The 26,755-nt window shown below is 44.4% G+C and carries 22 protein-coding genes and 1 pseudogene; 17 read left to right on the top strand and 6 right to left on the bottom strand.

Annotated elements, in window-relative coordinates; genetic code table 11:
• The first annotated feature begins 353 nt into the window (after nt 1–353).
• Together AC1DLM_RS29105 and AC1DLM_RS29100 are read left to right on the top strand one after the other, a co-directional pair.
• Nucleotides 354–1,652, top strand: a complete 1,299-nt coding sequence (locus AC1DLM_RS29105) for a DUF4309 domain-containing protein (RefSeq protein WP_477571922.1) — start codon at nt 354–356, stop codon at nt 1,650–1,652.
• Between the two features lie 46 nt (nt 1,653–1,698).
• A complete protein-coding gene (locus AC1DLM_RS29100) occupies nt 1,699–2,670 on the top strand; it encodes an NAD(P)-dependent alcohol dehydrogenase (RefSeq protein WP_441990244.1) in 972 nt (323 codons plus the stop codon).
• 57 nt (nt 2,671–2,727) lie between these two features.
• On the opposite strand, the gene AC1DLM_RS29095 is transcribed toward AC1DLM_RS29100, so the two are convergent.
• Nucleotides 2,728–3,540: an ABC transporter permease gene (locus tag AC1DLM_RS29095; protein ID WP_441990243.1), complete on the bottom strand. Its 813-nt coding sequence runs from the start codon at nt 3,538–3,540 to the stop codon at nt 2,728–2,730.
• Nucleotides 3,537–4,559, bottom strand: a complete 1,023-nt coding sequence (locus tag AC1DLM_RS29090) for an ATP-binding cassette domain-containing protein (protein WP_441990242.1) — start codon at nt 4,557–4,559, stop codon at nt 3,537–3,539. The genes AC1DLM_RS29095 and AC1DLM_RS29090 overlap by 4 nt, the downstream gene beginning before the upstream one ends.
• Nucleotides 4,560–4,741: 182 nt before the next feature.
• Between AC1DLM_RS29090 and AC1DLM_RS29085 the strand changes: the two genes are divergently transcribed.
• The 6 genes from AC1DLM_RS29085 to AC1DLM_RS29060 all read left to right on the top strand — a co-directional run bounded on the left by AC1DLM_RS29085 (nt 4,742) and on the right by AC1DLM_RS29060 (nt 9,853).
• On the top strand, nt 4,742–5,482 hold the full coding sequence (locus AC1DLM_RS29085) for a hypothetical protein (protein WP_441990241.1): 741 nt from the start codon (nt 4,742–4,744) through the stop codon (nt 5,480–5,482).
• A 3-nt stretch (nt 5,483–5,485) separates the two neighbouring features.
• Nucleotides 5,486–5,863 carry a GntR family transcriptional regulator gene (locus AC1DLM_RS29080; RefSeq protein ID WP_441990240.1) on the top strand — a complete coding sequence of 126 codons (378 nt, stop codon included), beginning with the start codon at nt 5,486–5,488 and terminating at the stop codon, nt 5,861–5,863.
• Nucleotide 5,864: 1 nt separating this feature from the next.
• Nucleotides 5,865–6,554 carry an ATP-binding cassette domain-containing protein gene (locus AC1DLM_RS29075; protein ID WP_441990239.1) on the top strand — a complete coding sequence of 230 codons (690 nt, stop codon included), beginning with the start codon at nt 5,865–5,867 and terminating at the stop codon, nt 6,552–6,554.
• A 54-nt stretch (nt 6,555–6,608) separates the two neighbouring features.
• The gene (locus AC1DLM_RS29070) at nt 6,609–7,301 is read left to right on the top strand and encodes a DUF4386 domain-containing protein (RefSeq protein ID WP_441990238.1); all 693 of its coding nucleotides are present in this window, start codon (nt 6,609–6,611) and stop codon (nt 7,299–7,301) included.
• An 80-nt stretch (nt 7,302–7,381) separates the two neighbouring features.
• Nucleotides 7,382–8,860, top strand: a complete 1,479-nt coding sequence (locus tag AC1DLM_RS29065; protein WP_441990237.1) for an Lsa family ABC-F type ribosomal protection protein — start codon at nt 7,382–7,384, stop codon at nt 8,858–8,860.
• A 282-nt stretch (nt 8,861–9,142) separates the two neighbouring features.
• On the top strand, nt 9,143–9,853 hold the full coding sequence (locus AC1DLM_RS29060; RefSeq protein ID WP_477571921.1) for an AAA family ATPase: 711 nt from the start codon (nt 9,143–9,145) through the stop codon (nt 9,851–9,853).
• Nucleotides 9,854–9,994: 141 nt separating this feature from the next.
• Here the strand turns inward: AC1DLM_RS29060 and AC1DLM_RS29055 are convergent, their stop codons facing one another.
• Nucleotides 9,995–11,032 (bottom strand): stalk domain-containing protein, encoded by a 1,038-nt coding sequence (locus AC1DLM_RS29055; RefSeq protein ID WP_477571920.1) that lies wholly within the window; start codon nt 11,030–11,032, stop codon nt 9,995–9,997.
• 464 nt (nt 11,033–11,496) lie between these two features.
• Here AC1DLM_RS29055 and rpoN point away from each other — a divergent pair, with 464 nt between their 5' ends.
• Nucleotides 11,497–12,822, top strand: a complete 1,326-nt coding sequence (rpoN, locus tag AC1DLM_RS29050) for an RNA polymerase factor sigma-54 (RefSeq protein WP_477571919.1) — start codon at nt 11,497–11,499, stop codon at nt 12,820–12,822.
• Nucleotides 12,823–12,852: 30 nt separating this feature from the next.
• Here rpoN and ablB read toward each other — a convergent pair whose 3' ends face one another.
• Nucleotides 12,853–13,710 carry a putative beta-lysine N-acetyltransferase gene (ablB, locus tag AC1DLM_RS29045; RefSeq protein ID WP_477571918.1) on the bottom strand — a complete coding sequence of 286 codons (858 nt, stop codon included), beginning with the start codon at nt 13,708–13,710 and terminating at the stop codon, nt 12,853–12,855.
• Nucleotides 13,711–13,898: 188 nt separating this feature from the next.
• Between ablB and AC1DLM_RS29040 the strand changes: the two genes are divergently transcribed.
• Genes AC1DLM_RS29040 through AC1DLM_RS29020 form a run of 5 tightly spaced genes read left to right on the top strand, consistent with a single transcriptional unit; the run spans nt 13,899 to nt 18,231 of the window.
• Nucleotides 13,899–14,162 (top strand): YokU family protein, encoded by a 264-nt coding sequence (locus AC1DLM_RS29040; protein WP_056621642.1) that lies wholly within the window; start codon nt 13,899–13,901, stop codon nt 14,160–14,162.
• A 32-nt stretch (nt 14,163–14,194) separates the two neighbouring features.
• Nucleotides 14,195–15,547, top strand: a complete 1,353-nt coding sequence (locus tag AC1DLM_RS29035; RefSeq protein WP_441990232.1) for an aspartate aminotransferase family protein — start codon at nt 14,195–14,197, stop codon at nt 15,545–15,547.
• Nucleotides 15,547–16,278 carry a CoA transferase subunit A gene (locus AC1DLM_RS29030; RefSeq protein WP_441990281.1) on the top strand — a complete coding sequence of 244 codons (732 nt, stop codon included), beginning with the start codon at nt 15,547–15,549 and terminating at the stop codon, nt 16,276–16,278. Before AC1DLM_RS29035 ends, AC1DLM_RS29030 begins: the two co-directional genes overlap by 1 nt.
• Nucleotides 16,245–16,907 (top strand): 3-oxoacid CoA-transferase subunit B, encoded by a 663-nt coding sequence (locus AC1DLM_RS29025; RefSeq protein ID WP_441990231.1) that lies wholly within the window; start codon nt 16,245–16,247, stop codon nt 16,905–16,907. Before AC1DLM_RS29030 ends, AC1DLM_RS29025 begins: the two co-directional genes overlap by 34 nt.
• Before the next feature lie 34 nt (nt 16,908–16,941).
• Nucleotides 16,942–18,231 (top strand): peptidase, encoded by a 1,290-nt coding sequence (locus tag AC1DLM_RS29020; protein WP_441990230.1) that lies wholly within the window; start codon nt 16,942–16,944, stop codon nt 18,229–18,231.
• A 413-nt stretch (nt 18,232–18,644) separates the two neighbouring features.
• On the opposite strand, the gene kamA is transcribed toward AC1DLM_RS29020, so the two are convergent.
• Together kamA and AC1DLM_RS29010 are read right to left on the bottom strand one after the other, a co-directional pair.
• Nucleotides 18,645–20,042: a lysine 2,3-aminomutase gene (gene kamA, locus AC1DLM_RS29015; RefSeq protein WP_477571917.1), complete on the bottom strand. Its 1,398-nt coding sequence runs from the start codon at nt 20,040–20,042 to the stop codon at nt 18,645–18,647.
• 120 nt (nt 20,043–20,162) lie between these two features.
• Nucleotides 20,163–21,602 carry a sigma-54 interaction domain-containing protein gene (locus AC1DLM_RS29010; RefSeq protein WP_477571916.1) on the bottom strand — a complete coding sequence of 480 codons (1,440 nt, stop codon included), beginning with the start codon at nt 21,600–21,602 and terminating at the stop codon, nt 20,163–20,165.
• A 175-nt stretch (nt 21,603–21,777) separates the two neighbouring features.
• Here AC1DLM_RS29010 and icmF point away from each other — a divergent pair, with 175 nt between their 5' ends.
• The 3 genes and pseudogenes from icmF to AC1DLM_RS28995 all read left to right on the top strand — a co-directional run.
• A complete protein-coding gene (gene icmF / locus AC1DLM_RS29005) occupies nt 21,778–25,056 on the top strand; it encodes a fused isobutyryl-CoA mutase/GTPase IcmF (RefSeq protein WP_477571915.1) in 3,279 nt (1,092 codons plus the stop codon).
• An 89-nt stretch (nt 25,057–25,145) separates the two neighbouring features.
• Nucleotides 25,146–25,913 carry a sugar phosphate isomerase/epimerase family protein gene (locus AC1DLM_RS29000; protein WP_441990226.1) on the top strand — a complete coding sequence of 256 codons (768 nt, stop codon included), beginning with the start codon at nt 25,146–25,148 and terminating at the stop codon, nt 25,911–25,913.
• A gap of 600 nt (nt 25,914–26,513) precedes the next feature.
• Nucleotides 26,514–26,755 (top strand): annotated as a pseudogene (locus tag AC1DLM_RS28995) (hypothetical protein); the annotation flags it as partial.

Genomic DNA, 26,755 nt, shown 5'->3' with positions numbered 1-26,755 from the left:
GTGTGAAATGGGGTTTTTGGTAATTTATTTACAATTTTTATCGACAAATTCTTTATGCTATTTACGAATTGGAATGGAGGATTAATATGACACATGCCGATTTACAAAACATGGATGTTTCAGAACTATTTAATGTATTCGGCATGTGTCATATTAATCCTCCATTCCAATTCGTAAATAGCATAAAGAATTTGTCGATAAAAATTGTAAATAAATTACCAAAAACCCCATTTCACACAGAACATTCCTATGCAGCTCACGTCTAATTGAATAGGAGTGAGCTGGAGGGATTAGATGAGAAAATGGCGGTTGGCGAAACACTGTAGAATGAATATAACCATGAGGAGTGAGAAATGAATCTAATGACCCCAAAATATGTAGCGATCCTTATATGTGTGTTGATCGTAGGTTTAGGGTGTGGTTATTCGATCGAAAGACTCACTATAAAGCCAGATACTGAGCTAACCATGGAACCAAATCCTTCTCTTAAAGTAGAGAGCACAGCTACGCCAAACGTTGCACAGATAAGTGCGAATTTAATGGATAGAGACACCTTATTGCGCATATTATCAAGAGTTCATGATAGTACGGAAGGTTACGAATATACGGAAGCGCAGTTAAAAGAGCTTCAGGCAAATCAAGAAAATAAAGATTATAGCAAGGTCCTGCAAAAGTTTATCCAGTCAAGATTAAAGCAAGAAATCACTTCTTTTCAAACGATCAGTAAATCGGTAAATCCCCGTTCTGTTCTCCTAACAACTAGTGATCAACGTGCCTACATGGTCTATATGAAAAAAGATTATTCTCATGATGGGATTTGGATTATAAGTGGTTTTATGGATTATATGCCACAAGAGAATCAAATGAATGAGATCTATACATCGGTTCCACTAGCAGGAGCATCTGGCGATGTAAAGGAGTGGGCACAATCATTATTGAAACAGCCGGAGTGGAAAAAAGAGTATCGTACTTTTGGTGATCGCACATATGCATTGATCAAGTCATCCTCGTCTTATTCTGATTCTGTAGAGTTGGAGGAGGTCATGCTATCGGCCGGAGAAGTGTATATTTCCTATCAGTCATATCAATATGCCGCGAATAGTAATAAGGATCTCATCAATGATTATTTGTTGTTGGAATTAAAAGGACCAGGTATTAGGGACGTTATCTTTCAGAATACCTACTCCAATTTCCCGCTTGTAGGGGGGAAGGAGCCTGTTCCTGGAGATGAGGGAACGCTCTCACATTTGAAGGAGAGTATTGTTTTGGATCAGAAATTCATGGAGCTAGCTGCTATGGGGAAACTTCGAGGAATCGAATATGGCATCGGTGCTACAGAAGCTGAAGTAATAGCAAAATGGGGGAAGCCTCATGAAATCGGCTCAAGGCAAGTAGAATACCAACAATGGTATAATTATCAATTATACTTCTGGCCGCMAGATCAGAAGATCGGTGCCATGCGGATTCTGGGCGCTTCCGTGCCGTACACACTGCCTCAAATCAAGAAGGCGTTGGGAAACCCAACAAGTGAAACGAATGGGGTAGATGGTATTTGGAGCTTATTGTACCAAGCTGGTGACTATGAATTGTATGTCAACGCTACGACCAAAGATGGGCAAGTTGAATCCGTGATGTTGAAAAAGAAAGAGTAGCTGATCTGAAATGCATGGAGTTGGAAACCGTGGAGGGGGATTAGTTTTGAAGGCGGTTGTCTACAAGAAATATGGCAGTCCGAATGAACTGATTTATACAGAAGTGGAAAAGCCGCAGCCAAAAGATCATGAAGTATTGATTAACGTACATGCTGCGGCATCCATTAATTCATGGGATTGGGATTTGCTGCGAGGTACGCCGTTCCTAGTGCGAATAGGCGGCGTTCGTAAGCCCAAATTCGCCATACTCGGAGCAGATATTGCAGGGCGTGTTGAAGCGGTTGGCAAAGCAGTAAAGCAGTTTGTTCCTGGAGACGACGTATTCGGAGATATTTCAGGCTGTAGTTGGGGCGGATTTGCGGAGTATGTGTGTGCGTCAGAATTGGCTTTGTCAAAGAAACCAGCCCATATAACCTTTGAAGATGCCGCGGCTATCCCCCAAGCCGCAGTCCTCGCCTTTCAAGGTTTACGCGGCAAAGGAGTTATACAAAAAGGCGATAAGGTATTAATCAATGGCGCGGGTGGGGGTGTTGGAACATTCGCGATTCAACTAGCCAAATTATTTGGAGCAGAAGTGACAGCGGTCGACAGTGCATCTAAGTTGCCAAAACTCCAAGCGCTTGGAGCGGACTACGTCATGGATTATAGAAAAAAGGATTACACCACAAGTGGTGAAAAGTATGACTTTATTCTTGATGTCATGGGTAATCGGTCGATATTCGACTGTAAACGTGCCTTAAACGCAAATGGTCAGTATGTGATGGTGGGAGGCACGATGCCTCGGATTTTTCAAATGATGTTTCTTGGACCCCTGATCTCATGGATAGGAACGAAGAGAATGGGGCTCTTAATGCACAAACCAAATCCTGCGGATCAAAATGAATTGATGGCGCTTTGGGAGGCAGGGAAAATAGTACCTGTCATCTATCGCCAATTTCCGTTAGCTCATGTTGCAGAAGCCTTTAGTTACTTCGGTGAAGGGCAGCACATCGGGAAAGTTATGATTCGTGTACGATGAAAAAAGGCTGATCTCAGTAGATATCCTACTTGAGAACAGCCTTTTTCTATTGGAATGCTACGTACGGCGCATATAAGCAATAACCGTAATCGGTGCAAAGATAGCCACAATGACGATAGCTCCGAACAGTGAAATGGTGAGATCCCAGCCTACCGTACCTTGATTCGCAAGCTGACGAACGGCAGAGACGAGGTGTGAGATCGGATTGATTTTAACAAACCATTGAAGCCAGTTAGGCATCGTATCAACCGGTACGAAAGCGTTAGATAAGAACGTTAGCGGAAACAGGACCAGCATTGAGATCCCTTGAACACTGGATGCTGTGCGAGCAATGACGCCAAAGAAAGCAAAAATCCAGCTAATCGCCCATGAGCAGAAAATGACAAGCAAGGCAGCGATCGCAACATTGGCCAAGCCGCCTTCAGGTCGGTATCCCATGATGAATCCCATGGAGAACGTTAGTACCGTTGCAATGGTATACCGGATGGTATCGGCCAACAAGGCGCCAGCAAGCGGGGCTATACGTGCGATTGGCAATGATTTGAATCGGTCGAAGACGCCTTTATCCATGTCTTCTCGCAGCTGAACGCCGGTCACGATGGAGGTCGTTATCACAGTCTGTACAAGAATACCTGGAATAATAACGGGTAAATAACTTACGACATCACCTGAGATGGCTCCACCGAAAATATAAGTAAACATCAGTGTGAAAATGATCGGTTGAAGCGTGACATCGAACAATTGCTCTGGTGTACGTCGGATCTTCAGCAAACCCCGATAGGCCATCGTAAGCGAATTACGTATGGACTGGCGGAAGCTTGTGTGGTTTTTCAGATGCCGTTCCGAAACGGGTTTAATCGATGTACTCATACTCTTGCCTCCTGTTTATTACTTGTTGCAGTAGGTGTCTCTGCATTGTTCTCTTGTACGCCATGACCTGTAATGGTTAAAAACACTTCATCCAACGTCGGCTTCTGTACACTCATCTCAGCTAAGTGAATGCCTGATTCACGCAGGGAGATAAGTAGATCCGTTACTCGATCAGCGTTCGCCATCGGAGCGGATATCTTGCCAGCAACAACAGTTGAAGCTACTTTGAGAACTTGCTCAACTGTTCTGCGAGCTTGTTCAATATCGGATGGATTTTGAACACTAAGCTGCAAGGATGAGGTACCGACAGAAGCTTTAAGTTCATCTACAGTTCCTTCGGCGACGACGCGCCCACGATCGATGACGGCGATTCGGTCAGCGAGTTGGTCTGCCTCATCTAGGTATTGYGTTGTAAGCAATATCGTTGATCCGGTGTCGACTAGTCGGCGGATTGTATCCCACATCTGGGAACGTGTACGTGGATCTAACCCCGTCGTCGGTTCGTCTAAGAAGATGAGTGGAGGCTGCGCAATAAGACTCGCGGCGAGATCTAGACGACGTCTCATCCCACCAGAGAAATTCTTCAACGGACGCTTAGCAGCTTCGGTTAACCCGAATTCTTCGAGTAATTCCTCTGACTTTTGGCGTGCTTCTTTACGGCTTAGCCCGAGAAGACGTGAGAAAATGATTAAGTTCTCCGTTGCGCTTAACGATTCATCGACGGATGCGTATTGTCCGGTCACCCCGATCAATTGACGAACGATCTGTGACTCTTTCACAACATCGTAGCCGAAGATTTTGGCTGAACCTGCATCAGGTTTAAGAAGGGTTGCCAGCATATTGATTGTCGTCGTTTTACCAGCACCATTCGGGCCTAGAACCCCATAAATCGTTCCCGCCTTCACATTCAAATTCACACCATCTACCGCGCGATTTTCTCCAAAAGTTTTGACAAGTCCTTGCGCTTCAACGGCCCAATCGCCATATTGCGCTTTTCCTTTTCTTTGCAAAGAATCCAAAGTAATTCCTCCTAGATAACAATTGATGACGTGATTGTAACCTACATATTTAAACTGAATGTAAACAAATGTATGTAATTATTGATTTGTCTATTTACATGTAGCAATGAATTAGTGTACTATGACATTAATACAATTTTAGTTTGAGGTGACATCTTTACGATGCTAAAGGAGCGATTAGAATGAGAGTGTACAAAGCATTATTTTTAAAGGATTTTAGGTTAATAAGGTCCGTTTTTTTAATAGGACTTGTCATGAATGCACTCATAATAATACTGACGCTATATCTGGGGATGATAGCAGAGAATACCTTATTTATATTCTTGCCCCTCGTTGCGGCAGTTATTTTTCACGTTTTATATATGCCGATCACACTATTGATCAGTTTAAAAACAGAGGCCAATCAGCTTCATTTGTGGCTGCATAATCAACGACCTGCATCGATATTGATGCTTAGTAAGCTTGGTAATAGTTTAATTATGAATGTTATTTCATTATTGATGTTATATCTAATGTCTGGCCTGTTAATCATTCCTAAGTTCAGATTAATTGAAAAGTATTGGACAGATACATGGTATTCAGGACTACTTATCTTTCTTCATACGATTATGATTTCTATCCTTATTGGGATATGGGTAATCCTACTCTGGGCTTTATACTATTACCTCAAAAATAAAATCGGGCGCTATAGTTGGTTTTTCCTCATTGCTGCTGTTATTGTACCAAGTTGGATGAATACCCTATTTGAAAATACCGCACTCTATCGTGTTTTGACAAAATGGGGAGGCATCACATATCACTTTCCTTCATTTGCAATATCGCCGATACAAACGTATGCAGGTGAATATGTCTATAACTTCCTTATCATCATTGGCTTATTCGCACTGACAGCATGGATCATAGACAACAAAATTGAGGTGTAAGGAATGGAAGAATTTAATGCTTCAAAACCAATTTATCTCCAGCTAGCGGATCGAATTAAACGACAGATTGTAAGTAACGAATTGAAATTAGGTGAGAAGCTGCCTTCAGTTCGGGATATGGGGCTAATATATAGCGTAAACCCAAACACCATTCAGCGTACGTATAGCGAGTTGGAGCGTGAAGGTATTTTGGAAACGAGAAGAGGTCATGGCACTTTTGTTACGGAGAAAGAGGGGCATCTAACTCAACAAAGGGAAAATTTGAAAAATGAACAGATCCTAACCTTTGTCCAGGTTATGCAAGAAATGGGTTTCAGCTCAAATGAAATTATCTCAGGAGTTCAGGATCATTTGAAAAATAGGGATAAAGGAGATGAATAAGATGATTCAATTTACGAATGTTTCTAAAAAGTATGTGAAACAGACCGTGCTCACTAACCTTACCTTTTCGCTTCCTATCGGAAAAATAATTGGTATCGTTGGAGAGAATGGCAGTGGAAAGTCTACGATTTTAAAGCTAATTTCCGGGTTAGCGCATCCCACGAACGGGAATGTCACCGTACTAGGGCAGAAAGTCGACCGACGAATTAGCCATGTTGTATCCTATTTATCCGAGCTGGGTGCGTATTATTCGTTCTTCACAGTAGGTGAAGCAATGAAATTTCACGCTTCGCAGTTTGCCGATTTTAACATGGGAAAAGCGATAGAAATCATGAATTTCATGCGGCTAGAACCGCAGATGATAATAAAAAACCTATCCAAAGGAAATCGAGGACGCTTAAAAATCATGTTAACTTTGGCCAGAGAAGTTCCGTATATTCTGATGGATGAGCCCTTGTCAGGCCTTGACCCTATGGTGCGAGACGCAATTGTGAAAGGAATGATTTCCTATTTGGATTTGGAAAAGCAGTCACTCATTATGACGAGCCATGAGATTACGGAAATTGAATCCTTACTCGATAGCTTCATTGCGATCAAGGATGGTTCCATACTTCGAATGGCTTTTGTAGAGGAGCTATATGAATCGGAAGGTGTTGGTATTACGGATTGGATGAAAAAGGCGTATGTCTAAATGCAATTGGGTCGGCCAGTACTCAAATCTTGATACACGAAGGGTGGAAATGAAATGAATGTAAATCGTGGAACAGCCATCATGGTTGGTATACTTTTTATCGTTGCGGCGCTAACGTCCATTATTGGTCTTATTTTATATAATCCGCTTCTAAATGATGCAAATTATCTGATCCAGGGCGCAGAACATGCTAATCAAATTAAACTAGGCGCTATTTTTGAGCTAATACTTGTCGTATCCGCGATTGGCACGTCGATTCTACTATTTCCATTACTACGCAAACATAATGAAAGCATCGCCCTAGGATATGTCTGCTTCCGTTTCCTGGAAGCCATCGTGATTACGATTGGTATCATCAGCATGCTATCCTTATTGACATTAAGTCAGGAATTCGTAAATACAGTTTCGCCAAATGARTCTTCGTTTCAACCTTCCGGCACGTTGTTGATTGCTATTCATGACTGGACGTTTTTGCTTGGACCGAATTTCCTGCTTGGCATTAATACTATGATGTGCAGTTATTTACTTTATAAGTCCAAACTCGTTCCGCGATTTATTTCCTATATGGGTCTTACAGGTGCAACGCTTATTTTCATTGCTGCTTTGCTAGAAATCTTCAGTATCATCACACAGCTTTCGACGTGGGGAGCTGTCTTGGCGATTCCTGTGGCTGCGTATGAAATGACATTAGCTGTATGGCTGTTAGTTAAAGGATTTAATGCGCCAGACAGGAGAATTTATCTATAGTTATCCTTTCCTTCGAATTGGTAAATCCTAATGTGCTATGATGAATTCATGCAACACGCATGGTACAGGAGGATCCCAACATGTCATTAATCAATGTTACAAACTTAACGTTTGCCTACGAGGGCAGCTACGATAACATATTTGAAGATGTTAATTTTCAAATTGATACCGATTGGAAACTAGGTTTCACAGGTAGAAATGGAAGAGGGAAGACAACTTTTCTTAACTTGTTGCTTGGTAAATACGAATATAGTGGACATATTTCTGCGAATGTCAGCTTTGAATATTTTCCATTTCAAGTTAACAACAAACAAGATCAAACGCTGGATATCATCAATACGATTGTGCCAGATTATCAACATTGGGAATTAATGCGCGAGCTCACCTTACTTAAGGTTACTGAGGACGTTCTTTATCGACCCTTCGAGTCATTGTCAAATGGTGAGCAAACGAAAGTATTGTTAGCAGCGTTATTTCTGAAGGAAAATAGCTTCTTGTTAATTGATGAACCTACCAATCATCTCGATATGAATGCAAGAAAGCTGGTCAGTGAGTATTTGAATACGAAAAATGGTTATATCTTAGTGTCTCACGACAGATCATTTCTGGATCATTGCGTAGACCACATCCTATCCATTAATAAGACCAATATTGAAATTCAAAAGGGTAATTTCTCCAATTGGTGGGAAAATAAGCAAAGGCAAGATCACTAYGAGCTCGCTGAGAATGAGAAGCTGAGGAAGGATATCAAACGTTTATCCGATGCGGCTAAACGAACGAGCAATTGGTCTCATGAAGTCGAGAAAATGAAGAATGGTACGAGAAATTCGGGTTCCAAGGTAGATAAGGGGTATATTGGTCACAAAGCTGCGAAGATGATGAAACGTTCTAAATCGATTGAGCAAAGACAAGAAACTGCCATCGACGAAAGGTCTAAGCTGCTCAAAAATATTGAAAGTGCTGAAGACCTCAAGATAACGCAACTTGCCTATCACAAAAACCAACTTGCTGCGCTTGAACATGTCTCGATACATTATGGCGAGAAAGTAGTATGCCAAAATGTCAGTTTTACGATCGAACAGGGTGAGCGGATTGCGCTATCAGGTAAAAATGGTTCTGGCAAATCGAGCATAATCAAGCTGCTTTGCGGTGAGCAAATCGACTATACAGGAACTTTTCGGAAGGGAAGCCAACTTCAAATATCCTATGTTTCCCAGGACACTTCACATTTACATGGTAATTTAAAGGACTACGCGAAGAACAATGGGATTGATGAGAGTCTCTTTAAGGCGATATTAAGGAAGCTGGATTTTGCAAGAGTGCAATTTGAAAAAGACATTTCTTCCTTTAGCGGCGGCCAGAAGAAAAAGGTACTGATTGCCAAAAGTCTGAGCGAAAAGGTACATCTGCATATTTGGGATGAGCCGCTAAATTTTATTGATGTAATTTCGCGTATGCAGATCGAAGAGCTATTGCTTGAACATGCACCAACGCTTCTATTTGTAGAGCATGACAGGGAGTTCTGCGATAATGTAGCGACAAAGATTATTGAGCTATAAGGAGATGAAGGCTGAGCTGCTTCAATGTAGCTTAGCTTTTTTGCTATTACCGGGTTGGTCGACATTTCCGAACTAAAGCGAGGGTTCCTTGTATTAGAAGACCAATAGTCCGATAATGCCAAACTATTTAACCATTTTGCTGGTTTGTAAGTCTCGCTCATATTTAATGCTGTGAATAATTTATGACGTTAATTATAGAGGGATACCGCATTTCTTTACTTCGAGTTAGAAAACCGTAGAATAGAAGATAGGCTTGGAAATTTCATTTGGAGTTGAGCAATCATGTATCTGAGAAGACTGGAAATTCAAAAGCAAGGGAATATCGATGCTGAGAAATATCCGTTTACCATCCMATCCATCCAATCATTGGCTTCTATTACTTTCGAGAAGAACGTCACTTTCCTGGTCGGAGAGAATGGTTCAGGCAAATCAACGATCCTTGAAGCCATCGCCTACCAATGTGGGTTTAACACAGCAAGTGGCGGGAGAAACAATGTGTATGACGTCGAAGCAGCGCACTCCATTCTGGGTGAACACTTACGTCTGTCTTGGATGCCGAAGATTACGAATGGTTTCTTTCTCCGAGCAGAGACTTTTTATAACTTTGCTAGCTATTTAGATACKATGCCTGAAAGCTTACCCTATTACGGTGGCCGATCCTTACACGAGCAATCGCACGGTGAAGCTTTTCTTTCTCTTTTTAAGCATCGATTTGGGAAAAAAGCCATTTATCTTCTAGATGAACCAGAAGCAGCTTTATCGCCAGCAAGACAATTAGCTTTAATGCGTGTTATCAAAGATTTGGAGAAGGAAGCACAGTTCATTATCGCTACGCATTCTCCCATACTGCTTGGATATCCCGATGCGCAGATTCTTACTTTTGATGATCAACCCATCAGTGACATTCAATACGAGGAAACGCTCCATTATATGATTACCAAACGGTTTCTAGACAATAGAAAAATGATTTTAGATGAGCTGTTCAAAGATTGATATTGATCAGCTCATTGTCATTTAATTACTTTTGGATTGTCAGTGGTTCAAAATTCGGATAGACATACGGCGAACTTGGGGCTTCGATGTTTTAGCGGCCGCTCGCGAACGGATAATAGCGCCCCTGAAGGGCGCTATTACTTAGAACAATCGCCTTGCCGTAACAAAACGCTTCTTCCATTTGTCATCGAACGCTGTGAAGTGAACGCCAAGCTCTTTGGAATACGTTTGAAGAATCTGACCATTTCCTGCGTAAATCCCTACATGACCGATATCGAGTCCGCGTGCGGTGAAAAAGAGGAGATCCCCTTTGCGAATGTTGTCAATCCCGACTTCTTTCCCTTGTAGCGCTTGATCGTAGGAAACGCGCGGCAAATCCTTCGACAATACATGGTTAAAAAGGTATTGAACGAACGACGAGCAATCGAACGTATTCGTTTGCCCTGAAGCAGCCCCGAACTCGTAAGGTGTTCCAATAAACTTGGATCCGAAAGTAATTAAAGCATCCGCTTGTTTCATCGCTATCGACGTGTTCGTGTAATCCGAATACAACGGAGCAGAGGAGATGAAACCAATGGTGCCGTCTTGTGCTTGTACCTCTAACCAATCCGAGTTGATTTCACGAATGACGTGGATTTTTTCGGTTTTTGCAAGCATTCGAAGAATGTGGGTACCGTCATCTTTAACTGGTGTGTCGCGCAAATTGACACCATATTGGATCGTGGTTTCATTGTCGTGAATGGATGAGATTGTAATCGAGCGGGAGTAGTCATGCCATTTCACGAGATTACCTAGCGTCTCGCTAATAAAACGCAATGGCATCATCGTGAAGCCATCTATAATTTTGCCAGCTATGGGCAGCTCCAGACGTTCTTTATTTTTATAGGCAAAAGGTTCTCCGATTTGGTAAGTTACTGTGGTGCCATCTTTCACAGCAGTCACTGTTCGCGTGTTCTCATCCCATGAAATTGTAGCACCTTCCGCTTCAAAAAGAGCTCTCATCGGCACGAGGCTATAGCCATCTTCAATCACAGGAGGTGTCTGAAAGGATAGTGGAAGCCCGTCCAAAAACACAGTAGGCGACGCATTATCCGCAGCCTTTACTGATGTTGCATGGAGCAGCATGATGCTCAATAACGCAATATKGGCACCTCGAAAGAGTTGTTTTCTAATTCTCATACTTGTCGTCCTCATACTTTCTGTTAATGCCTATATATTTCGTTAAGCAGAATTTCCTTGAGTCCGTATGGAGGAGAGGGAAAGATTGGGAGGAGTTCATTGCTTCGCATTTTCTAAAATAAAGAAGACTGCCCTAGAGTAGACGAATCTACTTGTCGGACAGCCTCTTTGACGGTGCGATAATTGATGGAGCTCTTGCCTTGAACCTTACTTCGCTAGGTAACTACCTCATCACATCATTGCAGTAAAGATACTACAGGAAGTGGTATGCGGCACATCTCCTCGCCTCCATATGGATTCAATAACAAATTCCCTTGTGTAAATTGTCTGCGACACAACACCTCACCACTGCGTCACCGTCATAAAATATTATGTCCGCTCTCCTCAGACACTATACACAGATTTKGGTAAAAGTTGCTCGTCATGAATACATATAGAAGCAACAAGGAAAAGGGGTGATGCACATGCGCCCAGGCTACGGAATGTTCCAGCAGCAAACTACGAAGATGCAGATCACACCCCAACTACGCAAAGCGATTACGATCCTCAAACTCTCGACACCGGAATTGTTAGAAGTTATTCAACAAGAGGTGACTGAAAATCCGGTATTGGAAATAGCCKGGAATAATGGGGACGCTCACAACCTCACACCAACCTTTTTCCATAGAGCTAGAAGAACTGATCACGACAATGACCCATTACTTAACATTGCATCGAATGAGATATCCCTTGAGAGGCACTTAAAGGAGCAATTAGGCTTTATTAAAAAAATACCACCACCCATTCGACGTACCGTCTCATTTATGATTGGAAATCTAGACCATAATGGCTACTTGAGATCTACCTTGCCTGAAATTTCGGAGGTGTGCAAGCTCGAGCTTGCTCAAGTAGAGCGTGCGTTAAGGATTTTGCAGAGTTTTGAACCCCGCGGCATTGGGGCAAGAGATTTGAGGGAATGTTTGCTTCTTCAAGTCCAGTCGCTCGCGGATTGCTTTCCATTAGTCTCTATATTAATTAGGAAACATTTGAATGATATTGCTAGTTACCACCTTCATAAATTATCGACGTTGCTTCAAGTGTCCACACAAGAAATTCAGGCTGCGATCGATGTCATCAAAGGATTGAACCCTAGACCTGGCGCAGCCTTTTATATAGAAACGGTTCATTATATTATTCCGGAAGTCATTATTGAGAAAGCAGGTGATCAGCTCGTCGTACTGCTGCATCAAGCAGCTTCGTCAGGACTTTCAGTTAGTGGATATTACGAACGAATGGCCATCGAGAATAGTGACAATAACGAGTTAAACAGGTTTCTAACTGGTAAATTACATGCCGCGAAGTTCTTCCTGAAGTGTTTGGAACAAAGACGAAGAACGATATTTCGAGTAACGCAAGCCATTGTAGAGGAGCAAAGTGAGTTCTTCTGGCATGGTAACGCGCATCTCAAACCTATGACTCTAAAGCAGATTGCTGAGAAATTAGGCGTACATGAATCAACGGTAAGCCGCGCTACAGCGGGTAAATACGCTCAAACCCCTTGGGGTATATATGAACTAAAGTATTTCTTTCCCTCCGGTCTACAAATGGACATAGGCGATTCTGCTTCTTCGGAACATGTAAAATCGAGAATCAAGACATGGATTAGTGAAGAGAATCCCAGAAAACCCTACTCTGATCAAAAGCTGGCAGATTTATTGAAGGAGGAGGGCATCTCCATATCCCGCCGTACCATAACCAAGTACCGGGAAGAACTCGGTATTTCTTCTTCTGTGAGAAGGAAACGCATATAGTTGGAGAGGAAGGGAGTATTTGTTGTCACTTCATGTTAACGATTTGGCCCATAAATTCATGTCCTCAAACTTATCATAAATGTCGCAATTTTTCGTAAGTCTGCCGTAATATCCGTACCCCATTTGATAGAAAACGGCATTCATACCGAATGAAAGGGCCCTCGATAACGAATAAGCGCATGTGATTTGCCGAGCAACTAACTCAGTTTCTAAAGCATGTATAAGCAGACGCATGAGACCTTGATTACGATAAGCCGGGAGCGTAGCGCAATCTGTCATTTCGGCATTCGCGTAGACCGAGTTGATCTCTGCGGAAGCGGCGCTTACAAGTTGATCCAGTGATTTAACGAGATAATAAATTGTTCCTTCCCGCATGGTTTTCTCCACATACATGGCATCATTCATCGGCGTGGGGTAGGTTTGGAAAATGTGGCTGTATAACTGGGAGAGCTGTTCCGCATCCTCCAATCCAGCGAGACGCATCGTCATGTTGCTCGGAACCAAGGGTCGATCGGGCTTAAGCGGTAGAGAAAGAACCTGCTGCAGAATTTGATCTTCTTCCAGCCAATAGTCACTAGTCCGGCGTGCGAGATCATCATACATGGCCATACAGTAAGCATCGTCTCCATTGAAATATCCTTTATAAATCCCTTCCAGCATACATCCCTTCGATAAAAAAGACTGCCAATCCACTTCTCGTGATTTGATAAACACCTTGGTCAAAGCATGTGATTTAGCCATTTCAACCACTCGCCTGTAAATGACATCTACATTTCCCGAATAGTCATCCACCCGTAGCCTTTTATTCGWAAAATCAAGGCAAAACATAATCGTATAATCGGTACCGTTCTCAACTTGATTCGTATAKGTTKGCAGATCACTCGGCATCCAGCATCCCCCTTAACCCTTAAATTTACTGCAAAATAATGACCAACTGCCAACATTTTTGCAGCTTAACCCACATATTCAGCCTATGAATTGGTCAAATACCCACTGTGGAAAGTTGGCATCCTTTTTGCATGATTACCTTTTAGGCGCAAGAATGTTCTATACCATATGATGGAGGTTGAATGCATATGAATTGCATGTGGTGTGAAACAGAAGATATCCGTGAAAGTGTGAAAGATTGCTACTGGATTATGCCTGATGGGAGACTAGCGGTGCAAATACTTGACATTCCTGCGCTTGAATGTGCGAATTGTCGTACCTATGTCCTAGAGAGCACCGCACAGCAAATTGAAGAGACCTTATATTGGCATGATGTTTCTGCACTGGGAACGGCATTTCGCTATGAAGATCTGTTAAAGGCTCCGCGGGTAAAGAATATGTTTCTCAAATAGAACCTTAGCTGCAACATCTGTGGGGGTGCCTTATGAAGCGGGAGCATGTCATCAAGCCAGTTTTGGATCACCATTATCCCACGATTCAGTATGGGAAAGGTGTCTATCTCTACGATGAGCAAGGCAAAGCTTATATCGACGGTTGCTCGGGAGCCGTGACAGCTGGCCTAGGGCACGGGGTGCAAGAAATCATCGATGCGATGATGGAGCAAGCGAACAAAGTGTCCTTCGTCTATCGTTCACAGTTTACAAGTGAGCCCGCTGAGCAACTGGCAAAGAAGTTAAGTGATCTAGCACCTGGCAACGATTATTGGACCTTCTTTGTGAACAGCGGGTCGGAAGCCACGGAAACGGCAATGAAGATTGCCATCCAGCACTGGCAGGAGAGAGGGAGACCTGGTAAAAATAAAGTGATTTCTAGGCGAATGAGCTATCACGGCATTACGCTAGGTGCACTTTCAATGTCAGGTCACGTTCTGAGAAGAAGGAGATTCATCCCCTTATTAGAAGATTTCCCGGTAGTGATGCCGCCCTATTGCTACCGCTGTCCAATAGGCAAAACGGTAGGTAATTGCCAGTTAGCCTGTGCCGATGATTTGACAACAGCGATCAAGCGGATCGGTGCCGAACATATCGCCGCGTTCATCGCGGAGCCAATCATTGGAGCTGCAGGTGGAGCCATTGTTCCGCCAACAGGCTACTACAAGAAGATCAAAGCAATTTGCGAACAGCATGACATCTTATTCATCGCGGACGAGGTCATGACAGGCATTGCCCGAACGGGGGCGATGTTCGGTATGCAGCATGATGAGGTTGAGCCGGATCTCATGGCATTGGGCAAAGGAATGAGCGCCGGCTATACGCCGATGGCAGCAACACTTGTCAAAGATCATGTGATGGAGCCTATTCTGAATGGCACCAAAAGTATCATGTCTGGTCATACGTACAGCGCCAATCCGCAATCGGCGGCTGTATCGTTAGCGGTACTTACGTATATCGAAAAGCATCAATTAGTGAGCGCAGCAGCAAGTAAAGGCAGTTATTTATTGAACGCGCTGCGCCAATTGGTTGATGGCATTGAGATGATCGGTGATGTGAGAGGCAAAGGGCTGCTACTGGCCATCGAATTTGTTGCGGATCGGGCTGACAAGCGACCATTTCCACCTGGATTAGGTGTTACGTCTCGGATCATCGAGAATGCTTTTCAGAAAGGGTTGCTTGTTTACCCAGCTGCAGGTGCGATCGACGGGGAGGGGGATGCGATTATCATCGCACCGCCTCTGATTATATCCGAAGAGGAAATGGACCAACTTGTGCGGATTTTAGCTGAATCCATTCGGGAAGTCATGGCGGAGATTACCCCATCCACATCGGAGGAGATATGATGGTGCCAAGCGAGAATTCACGTGTGAGCGAAGGTGAAGGCAAAGTAAGAAGCTTGGAAGAAGCGCTTCAAACGATTTCGAATGGGTGTACATTGATGTTCGGTGGATTTGGAGGCATCGGAACGCCGCCAACATTAGTCGAAGGCATCCTCCAAAAAGGCGTTGAGGACTTAACCATTATTGGGAATGATACGGGATTTCCCCACATCGGCATCGGACGTTTAGTCACGGCAGGACGTGTGAAGAAAGTTATCGCGTCCCATATCGGCTCGAATCCTAACGCTGGTCAAATGATGGAGCAGGCCACCATGGAAGTCGTCTTTTACCCGCAAGGAACACTATGTGAAAAAATTAGGGCTGGCGGTGTGGGGCTAGGCGGGATCTTGGTGGATGTTGGTGTCGGAACGATTATGGAGCAAGGAAAGGACACGGTGTCCATCGGCGAGAAAACATATCTGGTAGAGCCAGCACTGACAGCGGATGTGGCCATCGTGCATGCGAAAAAAGCCGATCCATATGGGAATCTCATCTACGATAAAAGCGGTAGAAATCTGAATCCGCTCGTTGCTATGGCGGGTCAAATCACAATCGCCGAAGTCGATGAGATTGTACCCCTCGGCGAGCTGGACCCTGAAAGTATAGTCACGCCAGGTATTTTCGTGGATATGGTGATCTTGAGCAGAGGGGTGACTTGGGAATGGGTATGGGAAAAGAAACCCGCGACCGAATAGCAAAGCGGGCTGCTCAAGAATTGAAGAATGGCATGGCTGTTAATTTAGGCATCGGTATTCCGACGAAGGTGGCGGATTATGTGCCTGAGGGTATTCGGGTTGTTTTTCATGCAGAGAATGGCATCTTAAGCGCTGGTGGAGCGCCAATTCCAGGCGAGGAAGATGCTTTCCTATGTAATGCTGGCGGATATCCCATCACGATTCATCGGGGGGCTTCCTACTGCGATAGTGCGATTGCTTTTGCCATGATACGTAGAGGCTGTATAGATATTACGATACTTGGGGCACTAGAGGTAAGTGAACGAGGGGATCTCGCGAATTGGATCGTACCTGGGAAACGAGTGGCGGGAATCGGAGGGGCGATGGAACTGGCGCAAAAAGCGAAAAAAGTCATCGTTCTGATGAACCATGTCAACCGAAATGGGGAGTCTAAGGTAAAAAAACAATGCGACTTGCCCTTAACTGCAGTAGCTTGTGTGAAGTTGATCATTACGGAAATGGCTGTCATGGAGGTTTCGGAACAAGGTTTGATTTTAAAAGAGGTCATGCTGCCCTATACGGTAGAAGAGGTTGTTCGACATACGGAAGCTGCCTTGCTTATTCCTGAAACCATTGTGTACATTCCGTAAGCTGTCAGAGAAAGGCTTGAAGGAGGGAATTCCTTTGCCTACTAATCTTGATGAGTTGCAAAAACACATTCATGAATGGATACATCTTCATCGTGAGGAAAGTACAGAATTTCTTCAGAAGTTGGTAAGAATGCCCAGTACACAAGGAAATGAGCAGAGGGCTCAATTCCTCATCGCCGACAAATTGCTGGAACTATCGCTCGACGTTGATCTATGGGAACCAGATGGTGTGGCACTGGCGACACATCCGTATTTTTGTTCCCCAAGAAACCAGTTTATCGGGAGTCCGAATGTGGTTGGTGTTTTGAAAGGTGTCGGAGGAGGACGATCTCTCTTATTGAATGGTCATATGGATGTCGTCCCAGAAGGAAATCGAACACAATGGCAAGATGATCCATTTAGCGGCAATGTGGTCGACGGTAAGTTGTACGGTCGCGGGGCAACGGATATGAAAGGCGGGAACGTCTCTCTGCTTATGGCAATCGAGGCTGTTCAGCGTCTCGGAATAAAGTTGAAAGGCGATGTTATTTTCGAAAGTGTCATTGAAGAAGAAAGTGGAGGAGCTGGAACCTTAGCGGCCATTGTAAAAGGGTATAAAGCCGATGCAGCGCTCATTCCTGAGCCTACGAATATGCGCATTTTCCCAAAGCAGCAAGGCTCCATGTGGTTCCGTATTGAAGTGAAAGGACGCTCGGCTCATGGTGGAACACGGTATGAGGGTGTTAGCGCGATTGAGAAAAGCATCGCTGTCATTCAGCATATTCGGGAACTTGAAGTGGAACGAAATGCAAGGATCTCAGATCCGTTGTATGCCAATAACCCGATTCCGATCCCCATTAACATCGGCGTTATTCAGGGAGGCAATTGGCCATCGTCCGTTTCCGATACGGTCAAGTTGGAGGGGCGCATGGGTGTCGCACCAGCGGAGACGCTTGAGAGTGCCAAGGAGGAAATGCGTCAGTGGATGGCGAGGCTGAGCGAGAAAGATCCATGGTTCGCAGCTCATCCACCAACGGTGGAATGGTTCGGCGCGCAATGGGTGCCAGGCAGCGTCGATCCCAATCATGCTTTCATGCAGGTGCTTATGCAGCAATTCCGTGCGGTTAAACAGGAAGAACCTGTGATCGAAGCCTCACCATGGGGGACAGACGGTGGATTGCTTACCCAGGTTGGTGATACTCCTTGTATCGTTTTCGGGCCAGGGATCACGCAAGTTGCCCATTATCCGAACGAGCACATTGTGCTGGAACGTGTGTTCGAGGCTGCGGAGATTATCGCATTGACCATCATTCAGTGGTGTGGATTGGATGATTCGGAGGCATAGGGATGTTGCGTTCGATGGCGGTACCAAAAAAGCACCTCTGAAAGGTGCTTTTTTGTATATATGGATGCGTTCACCCGCTCCTAGCAGGTGTGGCTCGTGCACTCTGATACAATAAAAGGAAAACATACAGCTAATTTCAGCCCGATTCCGCCAAATCCGAGTTTAGCTGGAAAACCTCCAGTTATTTCAGCCAAGTTGAGGCATTTTGCGGAAATATCATTGAATTACCTGCAGGAAATCCAGTTATTTCCTTCTGGAGTATAATTTTCGCCAAATTAACTACAGGAAATCCAGTTATTCATTTGGTTGTACTGTAGAGCTACAGAAAATACAGTTATTCTATTGTCTGTTCTGTAGAGCTACTGTCTGTTCTGTAGAGCTACTGTCTGTTCTGTACAGCTACAGAATTCCAACTATTCACTAGGCGGCTCTGTTACACTCACTTTCTTCTCTTTCTGCTGAGCCTTCATCAATTTGTCCTTCATCTCATCCCGCATCGACCGTTTATCTTTCAGTGACAGGTGATCTGGTGTTTCCTGATACGTCTTCCTTCTACCAATTCGGCGCAAATTTTCTGGCACTAATGTGAATTTTTCATCTTTCATGAGGGCAATAATGCCGGTGCTTTCCGGCTGTTTTTGGATGCCATATATTTCATTGAAATATTCGTCTGCACGGCCTGGTATATAGTTTTTCGGCTCGGGGTAACCCACGATAACGCCTTCGTAATTGCGCAGAATCACCTTATCCTGACTTTGTGAGATGAGATAGTTGGGTTGGAGCGCTATTTTTCCACCGCCGCCAGGCGCATCGACAACGAAGGTAGGTACGGCATACCCCGAGGTATGACCGCGAAGGGATTCGATTATTTCAAGTCCCTTGGATACAGGAGCACGGAAATGACCGATACCCTCGGATAAATCACACTGATAAATGTAGTAGGGACGCACACGTATTTTTACCAGATCATGCATGAGCTTCTTCATGATATAGGTGCTATCGTTGATACCCGCGAGAATCACGGACTGATTGCCAAGCGGAACGCCAGCGTTTGCAAGCATTTCGCAGGCCTTTTTCGCTTCTTCCGTTATTTCCAAAGGATGATTAAAGTGTGTATTCAACCATACAGGGTGATATTTGCGGATAATATTGCATAGATGCTCGGTAATTCGCTGCGGGAAAACAACAGGAGCCCTAGTACCGATCCGGATGATTTCCACGTGGGGGATCGCCCGTAAATTTTTCAAAATATACTGCAGAATATTGTCGTTAATTAATAAACCATCCCCACCAGATAGCAGCACGTCTCGTACTTCCGGCGTATTTCGAATATAAGCAATCGCATCATCTAACTGCTTTTTCGGAACGCCCATACCTACCTGACCAGAGAAACGGCGGCGCGTGCAGTATCTGCAGTACATGGAGCACTGATTCGTTACCAAGAATAGCACTCTGTCAGGGTAGCGATGTGTTAATCCGGGAGTAGGGGAGTCTTCATCTTCGAAAAGAGGATCTTCAAGATCGTACTTGGTTTTCAATAACTCAGCAGAAATGGGAACAGATTGCATACGAATCGGGCATCGCGGGTCATCGGGATTCATCAAAGAGGCATAGTAAGGCGTAATATTTAAAGGAATGGTTTGCGTTGATATGCGAACGCCTTCTTCTTCCTCGGGAGTTAAATTCACGACCTTCTTCAGATCATCTAACGTTCGAATGGTATGTGTAAGCTGCCACAGCCAATCATTCCATTGCTCCTCTGTCACATGCTTCCATAACTCAACTTGTTTCCAGTCACGTCGTTCCATCATTGCACCTCCAGCATGGATGTCTTCTCACCAATAGTAAGATGCAAGAAGGATGCCAACTTTTCACTTTTCAATTAAAAAAAGAAAAAAGACCCCTCTCGGAGTCGTGCAAATCCTTAGAACTTATGGCTTTCTGACAATACCGTAACGGTTCAGCTTATACTGTAAAGCTTGACGCTTGATCCCAAGCGCTTGTGCGGTGAGCGTGATGTTATAGTGATGAAAAGCTAGCGCATCCGTGATCGTGTCTTTTTCCAGCTGCTTCACTTTGTCGGTTAATCTACCGGTCGAGAAATCTTCAATATGGTCACTCCTAGGACTGGATTGAAGCGATGTTGTGAGTGTATGTCCCAAGAGATACGCGGGTAGATGATGATCTTCAATCCTTTCACATTCCAGCTCCATCATATTATAGGTGGATTCGATCGCATGACTTAATTCACGTATATTGCCGGGCCAATGGTAGTTCACTAAGGTCGCCAAAGCGGATGGGGATACGCCATTTATTTTCATGCCGAATAGGTGATTGAATTTGTCAATAAAATGAGCAGTGAGAAGGGGAATATCGTCTTTTCTTTGTGAGAGAGGAGGCAGGTGCAAATTCACGACATTGAGCCGGTAATAAAGATCGCTTCTAAGGAAACCTTTGGCTAATGCTTCTTTCGGATCGATATTCATGGCGGTAATAATGCGAACGTCGACTTGTTGCTCATGCGTGCCACCGACGCGACGAACGATGCCGTCTTGTAGAACCCGTAATAACTTGGCCTGCAGAAATAAATCTAAACTATTTAATTCATCTAGAAAAAGCGTTCCACCGTTAGCTTGCTCGAATAATCCAGCTCGATCAATAGCGCCAGTAAACGCGCCTCTCGCGGTTCCGAACATGATCCCTTCCATCAGCTCGTTGGGAACAGCTGCACAATTCTGAGCAATAAACAGTCGGTTTCGACGGGCTCCTGCATTGTGAATGCTTTGGGCGAACAATTCCTTTCCCGTACCTGTGGGTCCTGATATCAGAACGGGTGAACTCGTGCGCGATGCCTTTTTGGCGAAGGCGATGGTTTGCATGAAGGTTTCACTTTTTCCAATTAAATCACTGAAATGGTACCGAGCAGCGCTCGCATTTTTTTTATCCTTGGATGGGGATTCATAGATTTGATGTCTGAGATCCAAAATCTGATCATGCAGATGAACGATACTCGTGATATCTTTGGCTACCTCTAACGCACCGATAATTTCACCATTTTCCACCAGTGGGTACGTACTATTAATGGTTGTGATCCTTTTCCCCGTAACATTCACGTACGTTTGAATTTTCTMGCGGATTTCAATCCCGGTTTGCAGTACTTTCATGAAAGTACTTGTTTCGTTCGTAAGCGAAGGGAAGAGTTCGAAGAAGTTTTTTCCTACAACCTGTTCCCTTTCCAAACCATCCGTCTCCGCCATCTTCTCATTATAAAAAATCGTGATTCCCTTGTTATCAATCAGGTGAACACCGACATCAATGATCGTCAGCATCTGCTCAAAATATTTCGATCCATAATCGTTCTGCTCGGACATTGGGTTCACCCGCCTCACGAAGAATGGTTCAGTGGTTCAATTAATAACCTATGATTGAAGGCATTGAAACATGACAGGGACATGATTTGCGGCTCATCTGCATAGAAATCGAGTGAAACGCGATAACAACGCTTGGATGATTCTACGACGACTATCATAAAAAGGTGGGTTTCCTGTGAACACACAAGTCTATCGGCCCCAGAATCCAGTACGATTTGTTACGGCGGCAGCTTTGTTTGATGGACATGATGCGACCATTCATATTATTCGAAGGATTTTGCAAGCATCGGGAGTTGAAGTGATCCATCTGGGTCATAACCGATCCGCCCGGGAAGTCGTCCATGCTGCTATCCAAGAAGATGTGCAAGCCATTGCAATAACCACCTATCAAGGKGGGCATATTGAATATTTGACCTACATGTTTGACCTTCTTCAGCAAAAAGGAGTCGGGCACATAAAGATATTCGCTGGCGGTGGCGGCGTCATCGTTCCTACCGAGATCCATCATTTACACCAATATGGTATTGCCAAAATCTTTTCGCCCGACGATGGACGCGAACTTGGATTACAAGGCATGATCAATCATATGATTCGAGAAGTCGATTCCCCTACGCCAAGGAAACTTCCAAATGACTTAGATGACCTGCACATTTCGAAAGAAAACCATTGGAGTTTGATAGCAAGTGCGATAACTGTAGCCGAAGAAGTCGCTGGAAGCGGACAGTGGGAGCAAGTAGTACCTATTTTAGCGAATAAACAAGCTTATCGGGCACCGGTACTTGGCATTACGGGAACAGGGGGAGCTGGGAAGAGTACGCTAACGGATGAGCTGGTTAGGCGATTTCTCGCCCAATATCCAGATAGAAGCATCGCAATTATTTCAATTGACCCTTCCAAAATGAAAATAGGCGGTGCACTCCTCGGGGATCGGATTCGTATGAATGCCATCAACAGCCCTAACGTATATATGCGCAGCTTAGCGACACGGGGGGCGAAGTCTGAACTGAGCCTTGCGACCAAGGAGGCCATACAAGTGGTTCAGGCTGCTGGCTATCAGTTGGTGATTGTGGAGACAAGTGGGATTGGACAAGGCGACTCTGCGATCGTAAAGCTGTGTGATGTGGCGATGTATGTGATGACGAGTGAATTTGGCGCAGCGACTCAGCTGGAGAAAATAGACATGATCGATTACGCCGATATGGTCGTCATCAATAAGTTTGATCGACGTGGTTCCGAGGATGCTTTACGTGATGTGCGTAAACAATTCCAAAGAAGTCATGGCTTATTTGATACACCAGTCCAGGAAATGCCGGTATTTGGCACGATGGCTAGTCAATTTAATGATGCTGGAACAAATGTTCTATTTCGTGAAACTATGAGGACTATTGCAATGAAAACAGGCGGAGATTGGCCAATTGAAGAGAAGAAGAATTTGCTGCCGGAAACGACCAAGAATGCGATCATTCCACCAAGCCGTATCGGTTATCTCGGCGACATTGTGCAAACGATCCGAAGGTATAAGCGATTTACTACAGAGCAGGTAGGGATCGCTCGCAAGCTGTATCAACTTCGGGGGACGAAAACGCTGATGCAATCCGAGCATCCTAATTTGTTTATCTCCAGGGAAGAAACAGATGTGATGATAGGCAAAATCGATGACATGATCGCACATTATCTGGCGAATCTACACCCAACATGTCTCAAGCTTCTTGAAGATTGGCCAGCAATTCGTGAAGCCTACGCACAAGATGAACTCGTCACTCGCGTTCGCGATCGTGAGATGAGATCTGCCCTGTATACGGAATCGCTCTCTGGGAGTAAGATACCCAAGATCAGTTTACCCAGATACGAAGATGATGGGGAGATCCTTCAATGGCTATTGAAAGAAAATTTGCCAGGCTACTTTCCTTACACCGCAGGTGTGTTTCATTTTAAGCGAACGAATGAAGAACCTAAGCGCCAATTTGCCGGAGAAGGAACACCAGAGCGTACCAACCGACGATTCCACTATTTATGTAAAAATGAGGAAGCGAAACGATTGTCGACTGCATTTGACAGCGTTACATTGTACGGCCACGATCCTGACTATCGACCTGATATTTATGGAAAAATAGGGAACAGTGGTGTCAATGTATGTACATTAACTGATATGAATAAACTCTATGCTGGATTCGATTTGTGCCATCCTTCTACAAGCGTTTCCATGACCATTAATGGACCTGCGCCAATGATCTTGGCCATGTTCATGAACACCGCGATCCAACAGCAAGTCGAGGAATTTATACAGAACACTGGGAAGCAACCTACGGATGAAGAGTATGTTCAAATGAAAGCGTGGACTCTTCAAACTGTTCGGGGAACCGTGCAAGCGGATATTTTGAAGGAGGATCAAGGGCAGAATACTTGCATTTTCTCAACCGAATTTGCGTTGAAAATGATGGGTGACATGCAGCAATATTTCATTGATCATAAGGTACGAAACTATTATTCCGTTAGTATTAGCGGTTATCATATTGCGGAAGCGGGAGCCAATCCTATTACGCAGTTGGCTTTTACATTAGCAAACGGCTTCACGTTTCTGGAATATTATTTGAGTCGCGGTATGCATATTGACGATTTTGCGCCGAATTTATCTTATTTTTTCAGCAATGGACTCGATCCGGAGTATACCGTCATGGGTAGAGTTGCGCGTCGTATCTGGTCAACGATCATTCGAGATCAATATGGCGGCAATGAGCGCAGTCAGAAGTTAAAGTATCATATTCAAACATCAGGCCGCTCATTACATGCCCAGGAAATGGACTTCAATGATATCCGTACCAGCCTGCAGGCGCTCATGGCGATCTACGATAATTGCAATTCCTTGCACACGAACGCTTATGACGAAGCGATTACGACTCCGACAGAGAATTCCGTCCGCAGGGCGATGGCGATCCAATTGATTATCAATAAGGAATTGGGCTTGACGAAAAATGAGAATCCACTGCAAGGTGCCTTTATCGTCGATGATTTAACGGATCTTGTGGAAGAAGCTGTGTTAGCTGAATTCGAGCGAATTCATGAACGCGGCGGTGTGTTAGGGGCAATGGAAACACAATATCAACGCGGAAAGATCCAAGAAGAATCTCTTTTGTATGAACATAAAAAGCATGCTGGAGAGCTTCCGATTATCGGTGTGAATACGTTTATTAAACAGAGTGTTCCTCAGTCTGCCGTTGGCATCGAGCTGGCACGTTCGACCGTTGAGGAGAAGGAAGCTCAAATTGCTGGGCTTCAAGCTTTTCATGAACAGCACAAGTTCGTTTGTCCTGCGGCTCTTGAACGTTTAAAGCAGACAGCCCGCAATAATGGGAACCTTTTTGAAGAACTCATGGAAACGGTTAAAGTTGCATCGCTCGGGCAAATCACAAATGCCTTATATGAAGTTGGCGGACAGTATCGCAGAAATATGTAAATGGAAAAAATTAATAGATTTATATAGCTCATCCGTCCATTCCATGATATATATGTAAAGAGCCAAATATGTTGAATGGAGTGAGATGAATGAGAATCGCCACGCAATTGTATACAGTTCGTAACTTTCTGCAAACCCCACAGGACATTAGCGACAGCTTGAAGAAAGTAAAGCAAATGGGGTACAACTCCGTGCAAGCGTCAGGTGTTGGTCCAATTGGTATTCATGAGTTAAAAGCGCTTACGGATCAAGAAGGCTTGAGCATTTGTGCTACGCACATCGGGTATAACGATTTGTTAAACGATATGGATTCGGTCATTGAGAAACATTTGGCCTGGGATTGCAAATATGTTGGATTAGGTGGGCTACCGCCAGAATTCCGTGAAACKAGCCAAGGTTATGCAACCTTTGCCAAGCAAGCTTCCGATTTTGGCAGACAATTGAAAAGTGCTGGATTACAGTTCATTTATCATAATCATGATTTCGAATTTGCTAAATATGATGGAAAAACAGGTATGGAGATCTTATTTGACGAGTCTGATCCCGAAGCCGTGGATTTTGAGCTAGACGTGTATTGGGTGCAAGCTGGCGGAGCCGATCCCATCGAATGGATTCGCAAAGTGAACGGACGAATGAAAGTCGTCCATTTCAAGGATATGTGCATAACGCCAGATCGGAAACAGCGTTTCGCCGAAATCGGGGAAGGCAACATGAACTTTAAAGGCATTATTCAAGCCTGCGAGGATATTGGCGTGGAGTGGGCCGCTGTCGAGCAGGACGACTGCTACGGACGTAATCCGTTCGAAAGCTTGGAGATTAGCTTCGCTAATCTTGCTCGACTAGGATTAAAGGGATAAATTTGTTTGAGTGAATGAGGAGCTAGGCGCTTTGTGCGCTTGGCTCCTTTGTTTGTGCTGTGTTTTTGGGCGCGGGGGTGGGAGGAGGCACGCCGCCAAGGGCCCAGCAGCGGAGCTGTAAGTCGAAAAAATCGACTTACAGATCGCCGAAGGCCTGGCTGCGGAGCTGTAAGTCGAAAAAATCGACTTACAGACCGCCAAAGGCCGAGCTTCGCAACTGTAAGTCGAAAAAATCGACTTACAGACCGCCGAGGCACTGCCCACCACCAATTAGTCCGAAATAGCCGAATTAATCTTACCGTCCGCGACAATAAATCAAGATTAGTCCGACTTTGCACAACTAAATCGACCATATCAACGCTCGCGCACTGGAAATGGGGAATTAGTTCGGCATATTCGGACTATTGGTCATTTTTCCTCCATCTTTTTCATTTTAAGTCGGCAAAATCGAACTAAAGTCACTTTCGGCCAAATGCTAATGTGATCCGCAGTGATGTAATGAAGTAACTCATGTAGACTTGTTGCCCTAACGTTCTAACTGTTATCTCCGTGAGTATATTGTAGGGATAGTACAGGAGCCGTTAGGGAGGTCGATCATATTTGCCTGTATACTTCATGCTCATGCTGCTGCTCACAGGGGGTTGGACACACTCCGAACAACATGCAAATCCATTGGATTCCCTATGCTCAGCTTCACAAATAAACGCAGCCACAACGGTCAACATAGACACCAAATCGATTCATTACAAAAATAAAGCACTGTTTCTAACCTATCATCATCTCGATGATCAGGAGTCTTTCATCACCATTACACCAGCCAAGTTTAAGCAGCACTTGCAAGC

It is taken from the genome of Paenibacillus sp. 01T442 (assembly GCF_056398345.1).
Note: the sequence above shows the minus strand (reverse complement) of the source record. Positions and strands in the feature narration are given on the sequence as shown.